The 16,599-nt window shown below is 44.1% G+C and carries 21 protein-coding genes; 8 read left to right on the top strand and 13 right to left on the bottom strand.

Annotated elements, in window-relative coordinates:
* Positions 1-51: 51 nt before the first annotated feature.
* Entirely contained in the window at positions 52-288 is a 237-nt protein-coding gene (locus QNI29_RS05995) for a hypothetical protein (RefSeq protein ID WP_231418174.1), read from the bottom strand.
* 120 nt (positions 289-408) lie between these two features.
* A complete protein-coding gene (locus QNI29_RS05990) occupies positions 409-585 on the bottom strand; it encodes a hypothetical protein (RefSeq protein WP_231418175.1) in 177 nt (58 codons plus the stop codon).
* 161 nt (positions 586-746) lie between these two features.
* Between QNI29_RS05990 and QNI29_RS05985 the strand changes: the two genes are divergently transcribed.
* Positions 747-1,655 (top strand): methyl-accepting chemotaxis protein, encoded by a 909-nt coding sequence (locus QNI29_RS05985; RefSeq protein ID WP_231418176.1) that lies wholly within the window; start codon positions 747-749, stop codon positions 1,653-1,655.
* Between the two features lie 57 nt (positions 1,656-1,712).
* Here QNI29_RS05985 and QNI29_RS05980 read toward each other — a convergent pair whose 3' ends face one another.
* Positions 1,713-1,904 (bottom strand): hypothetical protein, encoded by a 192-nt coding sequence (locus QNI29_RS05980; protein ID WP_231418177.1) that lies wholly within the window; start codon positions 1,902-1,904, stop codon positions 1,713-1,715.
* 20 nt (positions 1,905-1,924) lie between these two features.
* Positions 1,925-2,245, bottom strand: a complete 321-nt coding sequence (locus QNI29_RS05975; protein WP_231418178.1) for a hypothetical protein — start codon at positions 2,243-2,245, stop codon at positions 1,925-1,927.
* A gap of 624 nt (positions 2,246-2,869) precedes the next feature.
* On the opposite strand from QNI29_RS05975, the gene QNI29_RS05970 reads away from it, so the two are divergent.
* A complete protein-coding gene (locus tag QNI29_RS05970) occupies positions 2,870-3,799 on the top strand; it encodes an oxidoreductase (RefSeq protein WP_231418179.1) in 930 nt (309 codons plus the stop codon).
* Positions 3,800-4,025: 226 nt separating this feature from the next.
* On the opposite strand, the gene dacB is transcribed toward QNI29_RS05970, so the two are convergent.
* The 4 genes from dacB to QNI29_RS05950 all read right to left on the bottom strand — a co-directional run bounded on the left by dacB (position 4,026) and on the right by QNI29_RS05950 (position 7,142).
* Positions 4,026-5,513, bottom strand: coding sequence for a D-alanyl-D-alanine carboxypeptidase/D-alanyl-D-alanine endopeptidase (dacB, locus tag QNI29_RS05965; protein WP_231418180.1), 1,488 nt, complete (start codon positions 5,511-5,513; stop codon positions 4,026-4,028).
* 187 nt (positions 5,514-5,700) lie between these two features.
* Positions 5,701-5,868: a hypothetical protein gene (locus QNI29_RS05960; RefSeq protein WP_284526895.1), complete on the bottom strand. Its 168-nt coding sequence runs from the start codon at positions 5,866-5,868 to the stop codon at positions 5,701-5,703.
* Between the two features lie 189 nt (positions 5,869-6,057).
* Positions 6,058-6,231 carry a hypothetical protein gene (locus QNI29_RS05955; protein WP_284526894.1) on the bottom strand — a complete coding sequence of 58 codons (174 nt, stop codon included), beginning with the start codon at positions 6,229-6,231 and terminating at the stop codon, positions 6,058-6,060.
* Between the two features lie 242 nt (positions 6,232-6,473).
* On the bottom strand, positions 6,474-7,142 hold the full coding sequence (locus tag QNI29_RS05950; RefSeq protein WP_231418182.1) for a type 1 glutamine amidotransferase domain-containing protein: 669 nt from the start codon (positions 7,140-7,142) through the stop codon (positions 6,474-6,476).
* Between the two features lie 186 nt (positions 7,143-7,328).
* Between QNI29_RS05950 and QNI29_RS05945 the strand changes: the two genes are divergently transcribed.
* From QNI29_RS05945 to QNI29_RS05925, 5 genes are all read left to right on the top strand, one after another.
* Positions 7,329-7,601: a winged helix-turn-helix domain-containing protein gene (locus QNI29_RS05945; protein WP_231418183.1), complete on the top strand. Its 273-nt coding sequence runs from the start codon at positions 7,329-7,331 to the stop codon at positions 7,599-7,601.
* Positions 7,564-8,046: a hypothetical protein gene (locus QNI29_RS05940; protein ID WP_231418184.1), complete on the top strand. Its 483-nt coding sequence runs from the start codon at positions 7,564-7,566 to the stop codon at positions 8,044-8,046. Before QNI29_RS05945 ends, QNI29_RS05940 begins: the two co-directional genes overlap by 38 nt.
* A gap of 392 nt (positions 8,047-8,438) precedes the next feature.
* Positions 8,439-9,770 (top strand): copper amine oxidase, encoded by a 1,332-nt coding sequence (locus QNI29_RS05935; protein WP_231418185.1) that lies wholly within the window; start codon positions 8,439-8,441, stop codon positions 9,768-9,770.
* A gap of 76 nt (positions 9,771-9,846) precedes the next feature.
* Entirely contained in the window at positions 9,847-10,830 is a 984-nt protein-coding gene (locus QNI29_RS05930; protein WP_231418186.1) for a class F sortase, read from the top strand.
* A 141-nt stretch (positions 10,831-10,971) separates the two neighbouring features.
* Positions 10,972-12,030: a polysaccharide deacetylase family protein gene (locus QNI29_RS05925; RefSeq protein ID WP_231418187.1), complete on the top strand. Its 1,059-nt coding sequence runs from the start codon at positions 10,972-10,974 to the stop codon at positions 12,028-12,030.
* An 88-nt stretch (positions 12,031-12,118) separates the two neighbouring features.
* Here the strand turns inward: QNI29_RS05925 and QNI29_RS05920 are convergent, their stop codons facing one another.
* The 5 genes from QNI29_RS05920 to QNI29_RS05900 all read right to left on the bottom strand — a co-directional run bounded on the left by QNI29_RS05920 (position 12,119) and on the right by QNI29_RS05900 (position 14,757).
* Positions 12,119-12,343: a hypothetical protein gene (locus QNI29_RS05920; protein WP_231418188.1), complete on the bottom strand. Its 225-nt coding sequence runs from the start codon at positions 12,341-12,343 to the stop codon at positions 12,119-12,121.
* 303 nt (positions 12,344-12,646) lie between these two features.
* Positions 12,647-13,195, bottom strand: coding sequence for a histidine phosphatase family protein (locus QNI29_RS05915; RefSeq protein ID WP_231418189.1), 549 nt, complete (start codon positions 13,193-13,195; stop codon positions 12,647-12,649).
* A gap of 4 nt (positions 13,196-13,199) precedes the next feature.
* Positions 13,200-13,628: an NUDIX hydrolase gene (locus QNI29_RS05910; protein ID WP_231418190.1), complete on the bottom strand. Its 429-nt coding sequence runs from the start codon at positions 13,626-13,628 to the stop codon at positions 13,200-13,202.
* Positions 13,629-14,203: 575 nt separating this feature from the next.
* Positions 14,204-14,416: a hypothetical protein gene (locus QNI29_RS05905; protein WP_231418191.1), complete on the bottom strand. Its 213-nt coding sequence runs from the start codon at positions 14,414-14,416 to the stop codon at positions 14,204-14,206.
* Between the two features lie 134 nt (positions 14,417-14,550).
* A complete protein-coding gene (locus tag QNI29_RS05900; RefSeq protein WP_231418192.1) occupies positions 14,551-14,757 on the bottom strand; it encodes a hypothetical protein in 207 nt (68 codons plus the stop codon).
* Between the two features lie 297 nt (positions 14,758-15,054).
* Here QNI29_RS05900 and QNI29_RS05895 point away from each other — a divergent pair, with 297 nt between their 5' ends.
* The gene (locus QNI29_RS05895; protein ID WP_231418193.1) at positions 15,055-15,759 is read left to right on the top strand and encodes a phosphatase PAP2 family protein; all 705 of its coding nucleotides are present in this window, start codon (positions 15,055-15,057) and stop codon (positions 15,757-15,759) included.
* Positions 15,760-16,599: the final 840 nt, after the last annotated feature.

Genomic DNA, 16,599 nt, shown 5'->3' with positions numbered 1-16,599 from the left:
GATTGGCACACCACTGCCCTCCCCTATAAAAAAAGACTCAACCTCACAGGATTAAGTCTTCCTTGCCTCTTCACTAATCCACTTCTTCATATACCGAACAGAAAGAGCCGACAACGGAAAGTTCACAAGCACAGACACCCAGCTCAAGAACCACATCACCGTATTCGATGGCAAAATCTCATAAAACAAAAAGATAAACACACGCCAATAAAACACTAAGAAAACGACAAATAAGAAAACGCTAATCAGCTGATCTCTAGAAGGCAAATATTTGTCCGTTGCTTTCATCCCTCATCCCCCTCCCTAGATGGACCCGTAATCTATTAGTATAACTGTAAAGGAATTCCATAATTTTGTAAATATTCTATTAAAAAAAGCGCTCCTGTATAAATACAGAAGCGCTGATCATTATGAGTTCGCTTGTTCACGAATGTTCTTTCGCAAGGTATGCGCATTCCACGCGCACACAATCGTAGCAGCTCCGTCGATAATCGGAATACTACCCGCCGTTAAGATCGAATAAAAGAACGACACCGCAAACACTACGGTTAACACGATCATCAAATAGAATAAAAATGTCTTCACTACGAACCGGGCTCCTCTCCCTCAATTCTTCCCCCAATCGTAACACAATTTTAGAATCGTCAACATTTTGTAACAAAATGGAATCCAGCACATCAACAAGGTACCTTTTAGTTGATTGGACCTACATCCAACCTCTATCATGAAGGTAAGGGGGAGAATAGATGACGACAGAAATTGAAACCAATATTCATGATCACCATGTTGTTCAAGCCATTGAGGACCACCTGGCTACGATTCGATTTGACTTAAATCGCCAGGTTCAATTTGTGAATGACAATTTTGCCAAGAGCCTCGGTTACACCACAGAAGAAATGTACGGCATGCATCATAGCAAGCTTTGTTTTCCTGAGTTCAGTCAGGACGTGAGTTACGAACGATTCTGGAAGGACCTAGAGAGAGGCAAGTCTTTTCAGGACAAGATTAAGCGAAAAGACAGAAATGGGGATGAGGTTTACTTAGAAGCAACCTATATGCCCGTCCGAAATGAACGGAGTCAAGTCGTTGGCGTGTTTAAAGTAGCCACCAACATCACATCCCGTCAGAAAGCGATCAATTCGTTGGCTAGGAAACTAGAAGCGATGTCAGAAGATCTGACCTCAAAATCGCAATTTGGCATTGAACGAAGCGAGGACTTCCTTAAAACGATCGAACAAATCTCAGAAGTCTCGACTTCAAATATCCATACACTGAACAATCTGCAAAAAGATGCTAAAAGCATTCAAGGAATCGTCAAGACGATTAAAGATATAGCGGCTCAAACGAACCTGCTTGCCTTAAATGCCGGCATTGAAGCAGCTCGCGCCGGAGAACACGGCCGAGGTTTTGACATCGTAGCCAAAGAAGTGAGGAAGCTTTCTGAGAAGGTCGACGGCTCGATTAAGGAGATAAAAGATAGTATCGAATCAATATCAAGTGAAATCGATACTATTACAACAGGCACAGAACAAGCCCAAGCGAGTGTAAAAGACAGCCAACAGCAAATCCAAGAAGCTCTTCGAGACTTCTCGAACATCCTAGAAGCTGCTCACACCCTTGAAAACCAGGCCAAAGACTTTACTAACATCCTTTAGCTAGCAAAAGCTACCGCCTATTGAACGGTAGCTTTTTGTAGTTGAATAATGGAAAAATTATCCGGTAATGATATTCAAAATAAACGCAAGAATCCCCATTAAAATAAAGCCCCCGATTAGAAAAATGCCGATAAACTTAATTGGACCAGGCAACCGGCCACTTTTCTTCGGATTCAACCCCGTGATGGTTCGGTTATGCTCTGTTACATCGTTAAACGATTGATTTTCTTCATCTGAACGATTGTTCATAGTAACAAGCCCCCTCTTTTTTACTCTACCGCGTCTTCTTTCCCGAATAGTTCAGACGGGTTTACTAAGCGAAACGCACTAATAAAGACGAATAGTCCGTTCAAGAAATAAAAGATGGCGGTTATGAAACCAATAGATCCAGCCAGCCAACCGTTATCTTCTATGAGCCTTACGCCCATACTAAGACCGAACATAAACAGGGGAGTGGAGAAGATAAACAACAACCCAGCCCATAGCCGCTTCTTAAAATGACGGCCCGAATAACCAAAGGCTAAACGATTTACGCCATAAAAGATTCCTGCAACGATAACTACCAATAAAATCCAATAGAAGATCTCCATTGTGGAAGCCTCCTTTTTCAGAAAAGTTCTACCTAAACTTTACCATATCTCTCCGCTCTCCTTCATTTCTTCGCTGAAAACCTATCCAGAAATCCTCCTTTATCCCTATTTTTGTATGATTTTACCATTATGGATGATATAATGAAATGTATGAATTGGAACAAAATGGGGTGTGAACATGATCTATATCCTGTATCTGATTCCTATCATTTTAGGAATCTATTATATAGCCAATGGTATCGCCCAGGTCGGCGTTTCGCGCTTTCTCCCACCACTTGTGATAGGGCCCTTATCCCTCGGCATGATTCTGTGGTGTATCCTAGGAGATTTTACAAACGATGTAGTGGAGACGATTGTATTCTTAATTTCCGTTGTGCTTAGCTCCGCCTTCTTGTTTACGTCGATGCTCCCCACAGAGGAGACGCCCCCCTCAAAGCATAATTCCCATAAGGTCAAACAGAACGACAACTCTAAGTGAAGGAACTTAGAGTTTTTTCTTTCCCTTAAAATGCCTATTCGTTTTCAAAACCCTCGCAAACGTTTACTATGTAAAGTAGGTACATAGGAGTTATAATCTACGCTCTTTTACGAATATCTAAGATAACTAGAAAGGTCGTGTTCTAAATGAATCAACATCACTGGTCTGTCGACAAGATCCCATCGTTACAAGGAAAAACCATTATCGTAACGGGCGCGAATAGTGGCCTTGGGCAAGAAGCTGCCCGCGTATACGCTACTAAAGGAGCAAACGTTGTCCTTGCCTGCCGCTCTACTGAAAAAGGCGAAAAGACAGCTGCCCACATTCTTTCCATGTTTCCTGACGCTAACGTGGAGGTCATGCAACTCGATTTAGGAAGCTTGGAATCGATTCACGCCTTCAGTGAACAATTCAAATCAAAGTACGATCAATTGGACATCTTAATGAACAACGCAGGGGTTATGACAACGCCATATGGCAAAACAGAAGATGGATTTGAACAGCAGCTTGGTATTAACCACCTGGGTCATTTCGCCCTAACATCTCTTCTGTTTGATCACCTTAAACAATCAGAGCACGCTCGCATTGTGAACATTAGCAGCAATGCTCATAAGCAAGGAAAACTTGACTTTAATAACCTTATGTATGAAGGCGGGAAAGGCTACTCCCCTATGAAAGCCTACTCACGTTCTAAGCTTGCGAACTTATTATTCACTTATGAATTACAGCGACGTTTGGAAGAGGCAGGCTTACAGATCGAAGTTCTTGCCGCTCATCCAGGTGGTGCGAATACTAACTTAGCCAGACATGTTGAGAACAAATTCGCATTCAAAATGCTTCGCGGGGTCCTTGAGCGAATTACCCAAAGCGCATACGACGGGGCTCTTCCAGGCATTCGTGCTGCGACAGATCCGCATGCAAAAGGCGGAGAGTATTACGGTCCATCAGGGAAGATGGAGATGACGGGGGATCCCGTTCTTGTTCAGCCGAAAACACGCGCTCTAGATGTGGTCGATGCGGATCTCTTATGGCAAGAATCCGAACGCCTAACAGGGGTTTCCTTCCCTGTATCATAATCTCAGGGATTGGGGAATGTTTCCTTTTGCATTAGCTGGGCGCATGGTGGTTCGGGAAATCACTCGCTTTCTGCGACGAGTTGGGGGCCGCGGAAAGTGAGTCGTTCCCCAGACACCCCAAGCACTAAAAAACGTAACGGCCCTAAACATACAAAAATGCCCCCCCATCTTTTAATAAAACTAAGTAACAAAAAGGTCTTGTTCCTATTGAACAAGACCTTTTTGGTTATCCCTCATATTCGGCTAAGGTGATGGCAATTTCATCTTCGATCTCTTGGACAGAGCCTAAGTAATTGTTCAGGAGGATCGAAAAGATGAGTCTTTCTCCATTTTGGGCAGTTACGTATCCTGATAGCGACGTAACGCCTGTTAAGGAGCCGGTTTTGGCTTGGACATTTTCATCTGCTACTGTATCTCCCATTCGGTAACGAAGGGTTCCGCCGACAAAGCGTTCACTGTTGCCTGCGACAGGAAGTGAGCGTAAGTACTCATCAAACCACTCTTCGCTTCTTACTTTATAGAGAAGTTCAGAGATTTCATTGGCAGGGACCATATTTACATGAGACATCCCGGATCCATCGCGAAGGCGCATTGTGTCGGCATCGACACCGATGTCTGTTAAGTAGTTTTCTACCACGTCTAATCCTTTCTCCCAGCTTCCTTCATCTGAGACGACTTTCCCCATTTCTTTTACAAGTACCTCTGCATGTCCATTGTTACTCAGTTTCATAAATGGAATGAGTAGTTCTTCAAGAGGCATCGACTCAATCGATGTGACCTGTTCAGCTGAAGCAGGGGCTTTTCCATCAAGCTTTTGCTCCCCTTTTACTTTAATGCCTTCTTCCTTTAGAGCTTGATGAAATAAATCGAGCGCTAATCCACTTGGTTCTGACACCGCCACCCATGAGCGAGACCTAGTTCCATCAACCGGGATCGTCCCTTCAATGATGACGTTATTCGTTCCATGTTCTCTTGTGATCGAGATGTCCTTCGGTTGATCGGCCGCTACGGTTTCGGTCTGGTTCACAACTTGAATATATTCCGTTTCAGGCGTGACCTGAATGTCAGCCTGATCCCCCTCATCCTCACCTGGATAAGCGGCAACAATGACCGTGCCGGCATCATAGTCTTTATTAGGTGCAGCTGTCAGAGCTGAGACTTGAGCTGCATAGTAATTGGTTTCATCATTCCAGGAGATATCTTCAGACAAACGAACGTCGTCATACCACGTATCATCTGCGATTACATCCCCCTTCACTTCACGAATCCCTTCTTGCTTCAATGATTTAGCCAGTTCTTCAAAATCTTCTTTCATCAATGTAGGATCGCCTTTACCTTTCAAATACAAATCTCCATGTAACTTTCCGCCCTTCACTTCACCGTCTCCAAGTACTTCAGTTGGGAAGGTATACTCTTCTCCTAGCGTATCAAGGGCGGCAGCTGCCGTTAAGAGTTTCATGTTCGAGGCCGGCTTTAAGCGAAGATCCCCGTTATATTCATACATCTCCTCACCTGTATCGGCTGAACGAACACTTACCCCAGCAAGGGCTCCTTCCAACTTCTCATCATTTAAAATCGTTGTAAGCTGAGCAGATAGCGACGACTCCTCTGGTGAAGCGGCAATCTCATTCTGAGTTGCAGACTGATACGGCGCCACTAACAAAAACGAAGCAAGGAACACGACCAACAATTGTTTACCTTTTTGTGAAAACATACGTATGTATCTTCCTCCTTGAATTTTGTCATATTCCTAACACTACCAAAGAATACAGAAAATTCAAATATTTAAGAGCTCCATCTTGGAAAACAGCCCCATCGTCGCACATCCCTTATGACTTTCGACTTATTCATGCCCTCTCCTCTTTCGTTCATTCAGCCATCCCGTAGAATAGTGGTCGTGGCTAGAGCCGTTTTCGTTGAGCTTGAGCCCCCTGGACTCGAGCCGCTCCTTCCACGACTTGAGCCCCTTCACCTTCACTTGAGCCTGTTTCATTGCTCTTGAGCTTCTCTCCCTCAACTTGAGTCGATTTTTTCATCCCTTGAGCCAATTTTTCAAAATCACGAGCCACTTCTCTCCCTACTTGAGCCTCTCCTCCTCAACTTGAGCCCCCTCTGGACTCGAGCCGCTCCCTCCACGACTTGAGCCCCTTCACCTTCACTTGAGCCTGTTTCATTGCTCTTGAGCTTCTCTCCCTCAACTTGAGTCGATTTTTTCACCCCTTGAGCCAATTTTTCAAAATCACGAGCCACTTCTCTCCCTACTTGAGCCTCTCTTCCTCAACTTGATCTCCCCTCTGGACTCGAGCCGCTCCCTCCAAGACTTGAGCCCCTTCACCTTCACTTGAGCCTGTTTTATTGCTCTTGAGCTTCTCTCCCTCAACTTGAGTCGATTTTTTCATCCCTTGAGCCAATTTCATAAAATCACGAGCCACTTCTCTCCCTACTTGAGCCTCTCCTCCTCAACTTGAGCCCCCCTCTGGACTCGAGCCGCTCTTTCCACGACTTGAGCCCCCCTCTGGACTCGAGCCGCTCCTTCCACGACTTGAGCCCCTTCACCTTCACTTGAGCCATTCCTCCTCAACTTAAGCCCCCAACTCTGAACTCAAGCCCCCCTCCTCACAAAAAAAAACGAAGGTCCCCTAAGGACCTTCGCCATGACTCATCTATTCTCATTTTAAAATTCAGTCAACGCTTCAATCACTTTCTGAGCGGTGCTTTCACTAGACATTGGGTTTTGACCCGTAATCAACTTACCGTCGCGGACGGAGTAGTCTGCCCAGTCGTCGCCGCTTTCAAATTCAGCGCCTTGTTCACGAAGTTTTGTTTCTAATAAGAAAGGCATGTTGTCATCTAGTTCCATGCCACGCTCTTCAGAATCTGTAAAGCCATTCACTTTCTTGCCTTTTACAATAGGCGTGCCGTCTTCGTACGTTGCGTTCACAAGACCGGCTGGACCGTGACAAACGGACCCGATTACTTTATCGTTTTCCGCAAATTGTTGAAGCGCATATTGAAGAGCTTCGTTATCCGGGAAGTCAAACATAGCGCCGTGTCCACCTGGTAAGAAGATCGCGTCATACCCTTCGTCTACGATTTCTTTCGTAAGCTGTTCTGTATCTTCTAGCTGCAGGCGCGCTTCATCCCATTTTGGTGTTTCTTCTTCCGGAACACTGTTAGGATCAAGCTCAACCTGACCACCTGCGATTGACGTTACGCGAATGTTATAGCCTTGTTCTCTGAACATATTGTAAGGGGCTGCGAATTCTTCGAGCCATAAACCTGTTTTATGTTGATCTGTAATTTTTGTGTGACTAGTCACGACCATTAGTACATCGTTAGACATGATTATGCCTCCTCTAAAAATAGTAATATCTTTTCTAGCGTCTCACATCCTTCTGTATACCCGGGTTTGTTTGAAAATACTCTTATTCTATTAAAATTTTATCCTTAAAAGCCCCACCGAACCCATCTATTGGACCTTGCAAAATTCGTCGAAAACCTTCATATTTGGAAGAAAAGGAGGCCGAAGATGCGACACGACATACAACAGAACGAACGAGCGTTTTCCACAAAAGAAGTGGCTGAAGATGTAGGAATTGCGACCACGACCGTGCGCCGGTATGGCCAGATCCTCGAGCGAAATGGCTATGAATTTTTTAAAGATGGCGACAGACGGATCTTCGTGAAATCAGACGTGGAAGCGATTCGGGCGATAAAAAGCGATAAAAGAAACCTCCCTCACCCAGGACGAAGCAGCCCAGGAAGTGGTCCAGAAACAAAAGGAAATGCTGCGTGGCTATAATGAAAAAGCCATCGCCACAGCGGGTACATATAATAAATCCCTTTCAGATCCAAAGAAAACAGAAGAACTCCTCCAGCTCCTCGCAACAGAACTGGCCGCTTCAAGAGAAATGAACGTCCAGCTGAAGCAGGATATGGATGATTTAAAAACCACCGTGGCCCGTCTCCAACAAGACCACCACGTCATCAGCTCAGGTGTCGGGAACTTCTCTCAGAAAACGCACACCAAGATGGATAAAATGATTGAAGAACAAAAGACCCAGTACGAATCTTTACTCGAACAAGAACGCGAAAAAAGCGAAGCCTTACAAGAAGAATTACGCCAAATGCGCGAGCACCAACAAAAAGAGTGGGAAGCCCAAAACGCCTTCAACCAACAACTCGAAGTAACCGTAAAGAGCTCAAAAAGCCCCCTAGAACGCTTACTTGGTTTGTTTAAGAAGTAAGCTTTTTAGAGTTCATTCCAACTTTTATACGTCCCCACTTGAGGTAACGGGTCTATGTTTCTTGTCAGGGGAGAACACTCCGCCCCACCAGGCATGCTTCCGTTCATCCTACATATGGAAAAGGAGGGCCTGGAAACTGCGAGACTCCCGTGGGCAGAAGAGCCTAGGTGAGACCCCGGAGGCCGGCGCAGCCGGCTGAGGAGGCTCACCAGCTCCCCACAGGAAAGCGAGTGGTTTCCAGGCCCTCCTTACTCTCAATTAAGGCTAACGGAAGCACCCTCCCAGCCAGTTTAAATACCTGGCTGGGAGATTTTTTTATAAAACTAGTGATCCAAATCGATTTCTCCTTCGATAGCTACATGAAAACGACCTAACAAAGGAGAGAATCGACTATGAAACTAATAAAAAAAGTGTTCGCCCTTACCATGGCACTGCTACTACTCGTCCCTTCCGTATCAATGGCGCATGCGGAATCGGGGCCAACGGCGAAGACGCCGGCGGCGGATTTACGAGCAACGCTTAGTGAACTCTTATCGAATCACTTTGTGTATCAAACGATTTCGATGACGAAAACCTATGACGATGCCGAGGATACCGAAGCGATCAATCAGGCACTTGAGCGAAACGCGAACGACCTGACGAAAGCCATTCAATCCATATACGGCAAAGAAGGCGCAGCGCAATTTGAGAAGATATTCGATTCACAATATGAAGAAACGCCTGGTCTTGCAGAGGCCGTGAAGAGCGGAGACAAAGAAGCTGAAGAAAAAGCAAAGCAACAGCTTCTTCAGCAGTTTCCACAAGAACTTGGGACGTTCTTAAGTGAAGCAACAGGCGGGAACCTTCCAGCAGACACAGCTGAAAAAGTGTTGCGCGCTCATGAACAAGACGTGCAAGACGTGTTCTATGCTTACGTAAATGAAGATTATAAGAAGGCATATCAATCCTTCCGCACTGGATTTGATCGCATGTTTGACATTAGTAAAGCTCTTTCTGGTGCGATCGTAAATCAGAAACCGGACCAATTTAATCATACGAAAGTCGATACAAAAGCAGCAGATCTACGCTCTACCTTAAATAGTCTTGCGTCTGAACACTTTGCCCTTGCTACGCTTGAGATGCAAAAAGGGTTCGACCAGGCGAAGGATTATGACTTTGTAACGTGGGCTGAGGATCAGCAAACAGCTGATTTCAAAGGAGCGATCGCATCCATTTACGGACAAGAGGCAGCAGATCAGTTCGAGAAAATTTGGCAAAAGGACCACATTGCGGCCCAATCGAAAGTAGTAGCTGCTACTCTTCAGGAGCAAAACGATGAACGAAAAGATGCGGAACAGCGTCTGAAAGATTTCTCCCAACAATTCGGAATGTTTCTATCACAAGCAACAGAAGGAAATCTACCAGAAGACGCTGCAAAAGAAGCCATTTGGATGCATGAAGAAGATGTACTTCAAACATTTGATCAGTATGTAAACGGTGAGTATGAAGCGACTTATGAATCATTCGACGAAGGATTCGCTTATATGTTCGGAGTAGGCGAAATGCTGAGTGAGGCTGTTGTTACAAGCATGCCTGACGAATACAGCATGATGCCATCAGAAATGCCTGACACAGGGCTTGGTGGCAGCGAGCAAAACGGATTCTTATGGATGTGGATCACTTTTGCAAGCCTCGTTGTTCTTTCAGGTGGCGTGCTCGCTTCCCGTTCGAATAAGAAAGCCTAGTCTAGCCGGACTCTGAGGGGCGAAATGCCTCTCTTTTTTCCGTCCTGGCATTCTATTAGAGAGAAAGGTGATGGGTATGAAGTGGAGTGTTTACTTCTTTATCGTTGGAGCGGTTTTCCTGCTCCTTTTTGGATATCAGAAATCCGAATTCTCAACTCAATCAAGCCAGGAAACAGCAGTGAGCCATGTTTCTGGTAAGGAAGAATCGTCCTATCTAAACGAACTCGCAAATAAAGATCCATTGTTGCAACAAGAATTTACCGTCCTTAATCAAAACGAAAACATGAACTCTTCTAGTGTGGATAAAGAGGATAAGCAGGAAGATCAAGGCATCGTTCCCACCCACCTGTCGATTCCAGCTATTGATGTCGATACAAAGATTGAAAAGGTCGGGGTTCTTGATAACGGAGAAATGGGTGTCCCTGATAGCACCAAAACGGTCGGGTGGTTTGAACCTGGCACGAGACCCGGGAATACAGGGAACGCCGTCATCGCCGGGCATGTGGATAGCTATAAAGGGCCTGCGGTCTTCTTTTACCTGAAGAATTTAGAGAAGGGCGACGAGGTGACCGTGACTGATCAAAACGGCGAGAAAAAAACGTACGTCGTGAAGGCTCTCGAGAGCTACCCTTATGACAATGCTCCGATCGAAGAAATCTTCGGCACGACAGATAAGAAGCGACTCAACCTGATTACCTGTACCGGAACCTTTGATCAGGAAACGAGAAACCATTTAGAGCGCCTCGTTGTGTATACAGAGTTAAAAGATCCAGCTAGCGAGAAAGAACAAGAGCCTAAAGAGCAGCAACTCCCTTCTCCAGAACAAGTTGAAGTGAACGGAACATTTGTAACGTGGCACGCGGTCCGGGATGAGAACGTGATCGGTTACCGTGTTTATCGCAGTAAAGACGGAGAAACGTTCGAGAAAGTAGCCAGTGTCTCCTCTTTTGAAAGAAAGAACTACACTGACCCTGATGCTTCAGCGTACACGTATTACGTTACAGCCGTTGATGAAGATGGGAACGAATCGAAACCTTCCAATAGAGCAAAAGCAGAGTAATCCCACACTCCCATCCCTTATAACTCTCCCTTTTTTGGGAGAGTTCTTTTTTATCTTCCTCCATTTCAATAATTCTCCAGATAATGGGGAGTCTAAGAAAAAGCAGTACCATTTTGCTTAAACGATCGGAGGAGATTAAACATGAAAAGACGTCTATTTCAAGTTGCCCTCATCATCTTCCTTTTCCCTTTTATATCCTTCAAAACAAGTTCCGCCGAGACGCTGCCATCGGCTCAAATCATTGTAGACGGGGAAGAGATTGAAACAACCTACACGCTGCAAAACGGTCGCCTGATGGTTCCAGACCTCTTCTTCAAAAATACAGGCGCTACCGTTAATTTTAATGAGATGTATCAATCGATCGCGGTGGACCGTGGCAATATTGCGGCGTTCCCCATCGGCAGAACGTACACCGATTATTACGATCAGAACGAGAGAAAGTGGAAACGTGATTATTTAAAGACGACGACAACAAAAATCAACGGCACCCCCTACATCCCTTTACGCATCACAGCTGAGATATTAGGGATGGACGTTTCCTATGACCCAATGCTTAAACGCACTTTCATCCGGACTCACGCAACAACTGAAGCGCCGAAAGCGTATGGGTCAATACCGACGACAACGAAGCAAATTGCTCTTACGTTTGATGACGGTCCCGATGACGTGATTACTCCGCAGATTCTTAACATACTCGATGAAAAAGACGTTCAAGCCACGTTCTTTGTTCTCGGTAAACAAGTAAAACGCTTCCCACAAATGACGAAAAACATCACAAACGCAGGCCATACGATCGCCAATCATTCCTTTGGTCATCCCGACTTATCGAACCTATACACCTCAAACGTCAGAGAACAGGTTCTTTCAGCCAACTCCACAATTGAAGAAGTAACAGGCACTCGCCCATCTCTATTCAGGCCCCCGTACGGTTCTTTTACAAGGGCAGATGCTCAAGTCTTTAAAGATCTCGGGTTCTTAAACATCCTATGGTCGATTGACACACTCGATTGGAGTGGCAAAACAGCCGATGAGATTGTAGGGACCATTACTAGTCAAGCCTCCCCCGGAAGCATTGTACTGCAGCATAGCTTTGACTCCTCAGAGCTTGAAGGCACGTTAGATGCACTCCCCCGGATTATTGACCGGCTCAGGGAAAAGGGATATGAGTTTGTAACCGTGGATGCGATCCCATCTTCCTAGAGGGGAATTTGCATACGAAAACGCAGAGTTTTCCCTCTGCGTTTTCTTCTTTACGTTCATGAACTTTTTTATTACATATCCTGAGCCATTATTCGCTTCTGACCTTAACTGAACGTTCCACAATCAACCCAACTATTAAGCCGATCACAAATGGAAGTATGGCAATATCCGCTTCAAAACCCGTCCCATTTTCTACTGACTCAGGGAAGGCGAGTGAAAACCGAAAAAGAGTTAAATGAAATAGATTTCCAATCCAATACAACAGAGCCATTGTCCCAAGGGATGATAATAAAGGTAACCCTATTTTTCTCATTATAGATCTCCTTTTTCTACTCTTTATTGAATCAACCAATACTCTTATACAGCCAAACAAACCCTTCATCCCAATCAACGTCAGATCATTAGAGAAAAATTCATTTGGATCATTTTTCCAATAAGTGTATTATATGTGATTCCTCTCCAATACTGAACACCTTATTGATGGCGGCCATTTCTATGCAGCCATCCCCCCTCCAAATCCGTTAATCAGTTTGATCCTTAACTAGCAGTTGGCAGTTAGGAAACGAATGGATAAAACATCCCCATACTTTTCTCTTAAAGACTCTAGTTATTCAAACTAATTTCCTTTCCATAAACGCTCTATCTGATGATGTTCTTTTGATAACGTCAATAAATAAACATCTGGATTGGACAAATTTTTCCATTCCTCAAAACCAAAATGTTCATCGAATTTTTTAATAAGAAGGGACAAAATATTGCCGTGAGTCACAATGATGATATTATTGGTGTTCTCATTCAATACAGACTCCAATACATTTACAATACGTTGAGCTGCATCTGAACTTGACTCTCCTCCTTCAAAAGTCAAATCCATGTCCTCAAATGTTGCTTTTAATTTATCGAACCAATCAGGTAAGTGTTTAGAACTTAATGTTCGTTCGGATAGTCGTTTATCAATTTCGATTTCTATATCTAGTTTTTTACTTAGTGGTTTGATGGTCTGAACTGCTCTTAAAAAAGGACTGGTAATTATTTTTTGAATACTGATATTGGAGAAAAAGTCACAAAGATGTTCTGACTGTTTCATTCCATTTAAAGTTAAAGGAGATTGGATTGATTGACCTTCGGCTTCACAATGTCTTACAAGATATACTCTTTTATCCACTATATCACTTCCGAATAATTAAATTTTCAGCTCGTTTTATGCTTTCTTTTAAGTAGATTGGTGAATATGTGTCACTCATTATTTCAGAAACTGTCATCCACTTCACTACTTCGACTTCATTTGGGCTTTTAGCAAATGGCTCTCCCGAAGCATATTCACATAGGAAAACAATATCAATCACAGTTTCTCCTGAGTCCGCTATAAAGGAAGTGCTATGTACATACCTTATGTTCTCTTTAACTTCAATGCCTACTTCTTCAAAGATTTCTCTTTTGACTGTGGCTTCTAAAATATCTGAGGAATTGCCCTCATTTTCAACCTTACCTCCCACAAGAGAAAGCAATCCACCTGCGTGTTCTTCTTTTTCACTTCGTTTAATGATTAGCCATTTATTTTCTTTAAAAATAGTCCCCTCTACATTAACTATAAACATAAAGTTTCCATCTCCTCTAAGGAACCTCTTCTTAAACTCTACTGCCTTGTTAGTTGAATAATGCTCATTAATTCATTTTACAATGTTAATACCAAAAATCCTCTAAATTACATAATTAATGGCGCAAATCAACATGCAGTTTGCTCTGCAATTTCGACTACATTTTCACATAAAAAAAGTAGTTCAATTAAGGAGTACAAATTGCGGAACTATTTCACTATCATGCATGACGTTCTATTTTCTTCCACATATGAGTGTTGTAGAGTAGCTGAGTGATAAAAATAGTGAGTAAAGATAATATGAAAAGGATTCTAGTCAACAGACTTAATTCTTGAGCAAAATAAATTACAGTAAGGGCAATAAGAATAACAGGGGACATTCTTATTGTTCTAACCATTTTTCTTCTATAGGACAAGCTAAAATAATTGATTGCAAAGCCTTTATCCACTTTAGCTTTGTTTTTGTACCTCCTTGAGAAAAGGATACCTATGATTGCGGAAATAATAATAGGGAGTAAGAGATGTACCACCTGAATTCTCCTTCCAATTTTTTACTTCACCTATTCAATTGGGTTATTAAAGTCCGTACCGGAGGATCTGCTCTCTAATAACCACATTGCCAAACGTGAACCATAATAAAAGCACTAAAACCAGAACCCCCATTACCAGACTAAACCAAGCAAAATACTTATTTTCCTTATGTATGATAGGGAATAACACAATGAGCAATGTGCCAAAAGCTAGTGTAATTAAAATCGATAGTTTTCCTGTTAATACGTCAAAAATCATATAATCCCCTTCCCCCACATTTCTCCGGGTCTAGTTGGTAAGTTAAGTATTTAGAATTTACCTTATATACGGACCACAGCACGAACTTCTACTTAGCCTTACACCACACTGGCCCTTTTAAGAGAGTAATGCATTTAAAAAGGTCCGCCTCCTCTACCGTTTCCTTTCTGTTGTTCGGTGAGTCTGTCTGCGCTTTCTCGATCTTGTTCCATTTCTCTTTCTGTCTTTCCTTCCCATTTCTTTGGTGGATGTTCTTTCTTATTTTTATAGTCTTTATACTTCGTGACACCCATAACTAATACTGCTGAGCTTATGATAAGAATAGTAACTAAACTTTCCATATGTAATCCCTCCTTTTTCACAAAAATGCTGCGTAAATGAAGAAGTGATTTTTAATCCAAATCATTATTTTTCATAAAATTACCCGAGTAGAAGTCACACTTATTTCCCTACCCCCACCTTACCATATTAAGGAATTATTTCGCTTCGAAATTGGCGGATTTTTTTTAAAGTGAATCTATAACGATACAACTTCTACCTCCTAATAGTCCAAGGAGCTTTTTACCAGTCCTTCAAACGTTTCACCTGGTCCCCATAAGGGTATTTCATTCACCACTAAGACTTTAAAGGAGGTCCTTATGCCCAAACCAATTCTACTTTCAGACCGAACGAAACCATCTGCCCTATGGGGACCGGGAATCCTGCTCGTCCTGCTCTTTGTCGCTTCGATCTTTATCATCGGCGAAACGGTAATGGCTTCTGGAAAGTTATCGATCGATCAGTGGGCTTTTGAATTAGCCGGCCAAACGCCACAGTGGGTCACTTCTGCCATGCTTTCTGTCACAAAAGCAGGTTCTGTCCTGTGGTTGACTGTCTTGTCTGTTATGACGCTCCTCTACTTATTATTCTTATCCCCCTTCAGCCGCTATCTAGGCCTTTTCTTTGCCATTAACATGATCGGCGTGAGCGGCATCACCAAACTGTTAAAGATCTCTTACATGAGAGAACGCCCTGACCAAACGCAATACACAGGGGATTCATCAAGCTTCCCTAGCGGTCACACATCAGGAGCGGTCGCTTTTTACGGATTCCTGATCTACCTCATCTCCATTAGCCACCTGTCAAACGGGATCAAGTGGACGGTGAATGTAGTCCTTACGATCTTCATGCTAGCGATCGGATTGAGTCGCGTGTTCGGAAGCATCCACTTCTTCACCGACGTCCTAGCAGGCTTCGCAATTGGATTCACTTGGCTGATGATCTGCATCGCCGCCATTGAATGGACCTTAAAGAATAAACGACAGTCTCAAGAAAGTTCAAATGAACCAAACGTCCAGGCCTAGCGGCACTGGACGTTTTTTTGTGCATGTCTAGAGGATCATCCGAATGGACTGCTGGGAGGGGCTCAATACAAAATCAAAACCCCCAACAGCCAATTGACTGCTGGGGGCTTGAGCCGGTTTCTTTGAACTTAAGCCGGTTTTCCCTCTTTTAAGCCAGTATCAGCTGACTTAAGCCATCAGCTCCTGACTTGAGCTGTTATTTTCACCTCTTGAGCCAATACTCTTAAATCTTGAGCCGTATCGGCCTAGCTTGAGCCGCGCTCCCTGAACTTGAGCCGTCAGCGCACCACTTGAGCCGCACGCACCGAACTTGAGCCACTCGCCCCCACCAGCTCAATACAAAAAAGCCCCCAGCAGCCAATTGACTGCTGGGGCTTGAGTCACTTTTCCTTGAACTCAAGCCAGTTTCCTCGAACTTAAGCCAGTATCAGCTAACTTAAGCCGTCCGCGCCTGACTTGAGCTGTTATTTTCACCCCTTGAGCCAATTCCCGCAAATCTTGAGCCGTATCGGCCTGGCTTGAGCCGGTCTCACTCAACTTGAGCCGCACGCACCGAACTTGAGCCACTCGCCCCCCAGCTCAATACAAAAAAGCCCCAACAGTCAATTAACTGCTGGGGCTTGAGTCACTTTTCCTTGAACTTAAGCCAGTTTTCCCTCTTTTAAGCCAGTATCAGCTGACTTAAGCCGTCCGCTCCTGACTTGAGCTGTTATTTTCACCTCTTGAGCCAATTCCAGCAAATCTTGAGCCGTATCGGCCTAGCTTGAGCCGTCCGCGCACGACTTGAGCCGCGCTCCCTGAACTTGAGCCGCCAGCGCCTCACTTGAGCCACCCGCCTAG

The sequence above is a fragment of the Pontibacillus chungwhensis genome (assembly GCF_030166655.1).
Classification (GTDB): Bacteria; Bacillota; Bacilli; order Bacillales; family BH030062; genus Pontibacillus.
Note: the sequence above shows the minus strand (reverse complement) of the source record. Positions and strands in the feature narration are given on the sequence as shown.

What these genes read in the sequence shown, in the direction of transcription:
- QNI29_RS05920 (WP_231418188.1), bottom strand. Translation starts at nt 12,343, where the DNA reads ATGAGAAAAATAGGGTTACCTTTATTATCATCCCTTGGGACAATGGCT.
- QNI29_RS05925 (WP_231418187.1), top strand. Translation starts at nt 10,972, where the DNA reads ATGAAAAGACGTCTATTTCAAGTTGCCCTCATCATCTTCCTTTTCCCT.
- QNI29_RS05945 (WP_231418183.1), top strand. Translation starts at nt 7,329, where the DNA reads ATGCGACACGACATACAACAGAACGAACGAGCGTTTTCCACAAAAGAA.
- QNI29_RS05910 (WP_231418190.1), bottom strand. Translation starts at nt 13,628, where the DNA reads ATGTTTATAGTTAATGTAGAGGGGACTATTTTTAAAGAAAATAAATGG.
- QNI29_RS05970 (WP_231418179.1), top strand. Translation starts at nt 2,870, where the DNA reads ATGAATCAACATCACTGGTCTGTCGACAAGATCCCATCGTTACAAGGA.
- QNI29_RS05930 (WP_231418186.1), top strand. Translation starts at nt 9,847, where the DNA reads ATGAAGTGGAGTGTTTACTTCTTTATCGTTGGAGCGGTTTTCCTGCTC.
- QNI29_RS05995 (WP_231418174.1), bottom strand. Translation starts at nt 288, where the DNA reads ATGAAAGCAACGGACAAATATTTGCCTTCTAGAGATCAGCTGATTAGC.
- QNI29_RS05895 (WP_231418193.1), top strand. Translation starts at nt 15,055, where the DNA reads ATGCCCAAACCAATTCTACTTTCAGACCGAACGAAACCATCTGCCCTA.
- QNI29_RS05980 (WP_231418177.1), bottom strand. Translation starts at nt 1,904, where the DNA reads ATGAACAATCGTTCAGATGAAGAAAATCAATCGTTTAACGATGTAACA.
- dacB (WP_231418180.1), bottom strand. Translation starts at nt 5,513, where the DNA reads ATGTTTTCACAAAAAGGTAAACAATTGTTGGTCGTGTTCCTTGCTTCG.
- QNI29_RS05975 (WP_231418178.1), bottom strand. Translation starts at nt 2,245, where the DNA reads ATGGAGATCTTCTATTGGATTTTATTGGTAGTTATCGTTGCAGGAATC.
- QNI29_RS05905 (WP_231418191.1), bottom strand. Translation starts at nt 14,416, where the DNA reads ATGATTTTTGACGTATTAACAGGAAAACTATCGATTTTAATTACACTA.
- QNI29_RS05950 (WP_231418182.1), bottom strand. Translation starts at nt 7,142, where the DNA reads ATGTCTAACGATGTACTAATGGTCGTGACTAGTCACACAAAAATTACA.
- QNI29_RS05900 (WP_231418192.1), bottom strand. Translation starts at nt 14,757, where the DNA reads ATGGAAAGTTTAGTTACTATTCTTATCATAAGCTCAGCAGTATTAGTT.
- QNI29_RS05935 (WP_231418185.1), top strand. Translation starts at nt 8,439, where the DNA reads ATGAAACTAATAAAAAAAGTGTTCGCCCTTACCATGGCACTGCTACTA.
- QNI29_RS05985 (WP_231418176.1), top strand. Translation starts at nt 747, where the DNA reads ATGACGACAGAAATTGAAACCAATATTCATGATCACCATGTTGTTCAA.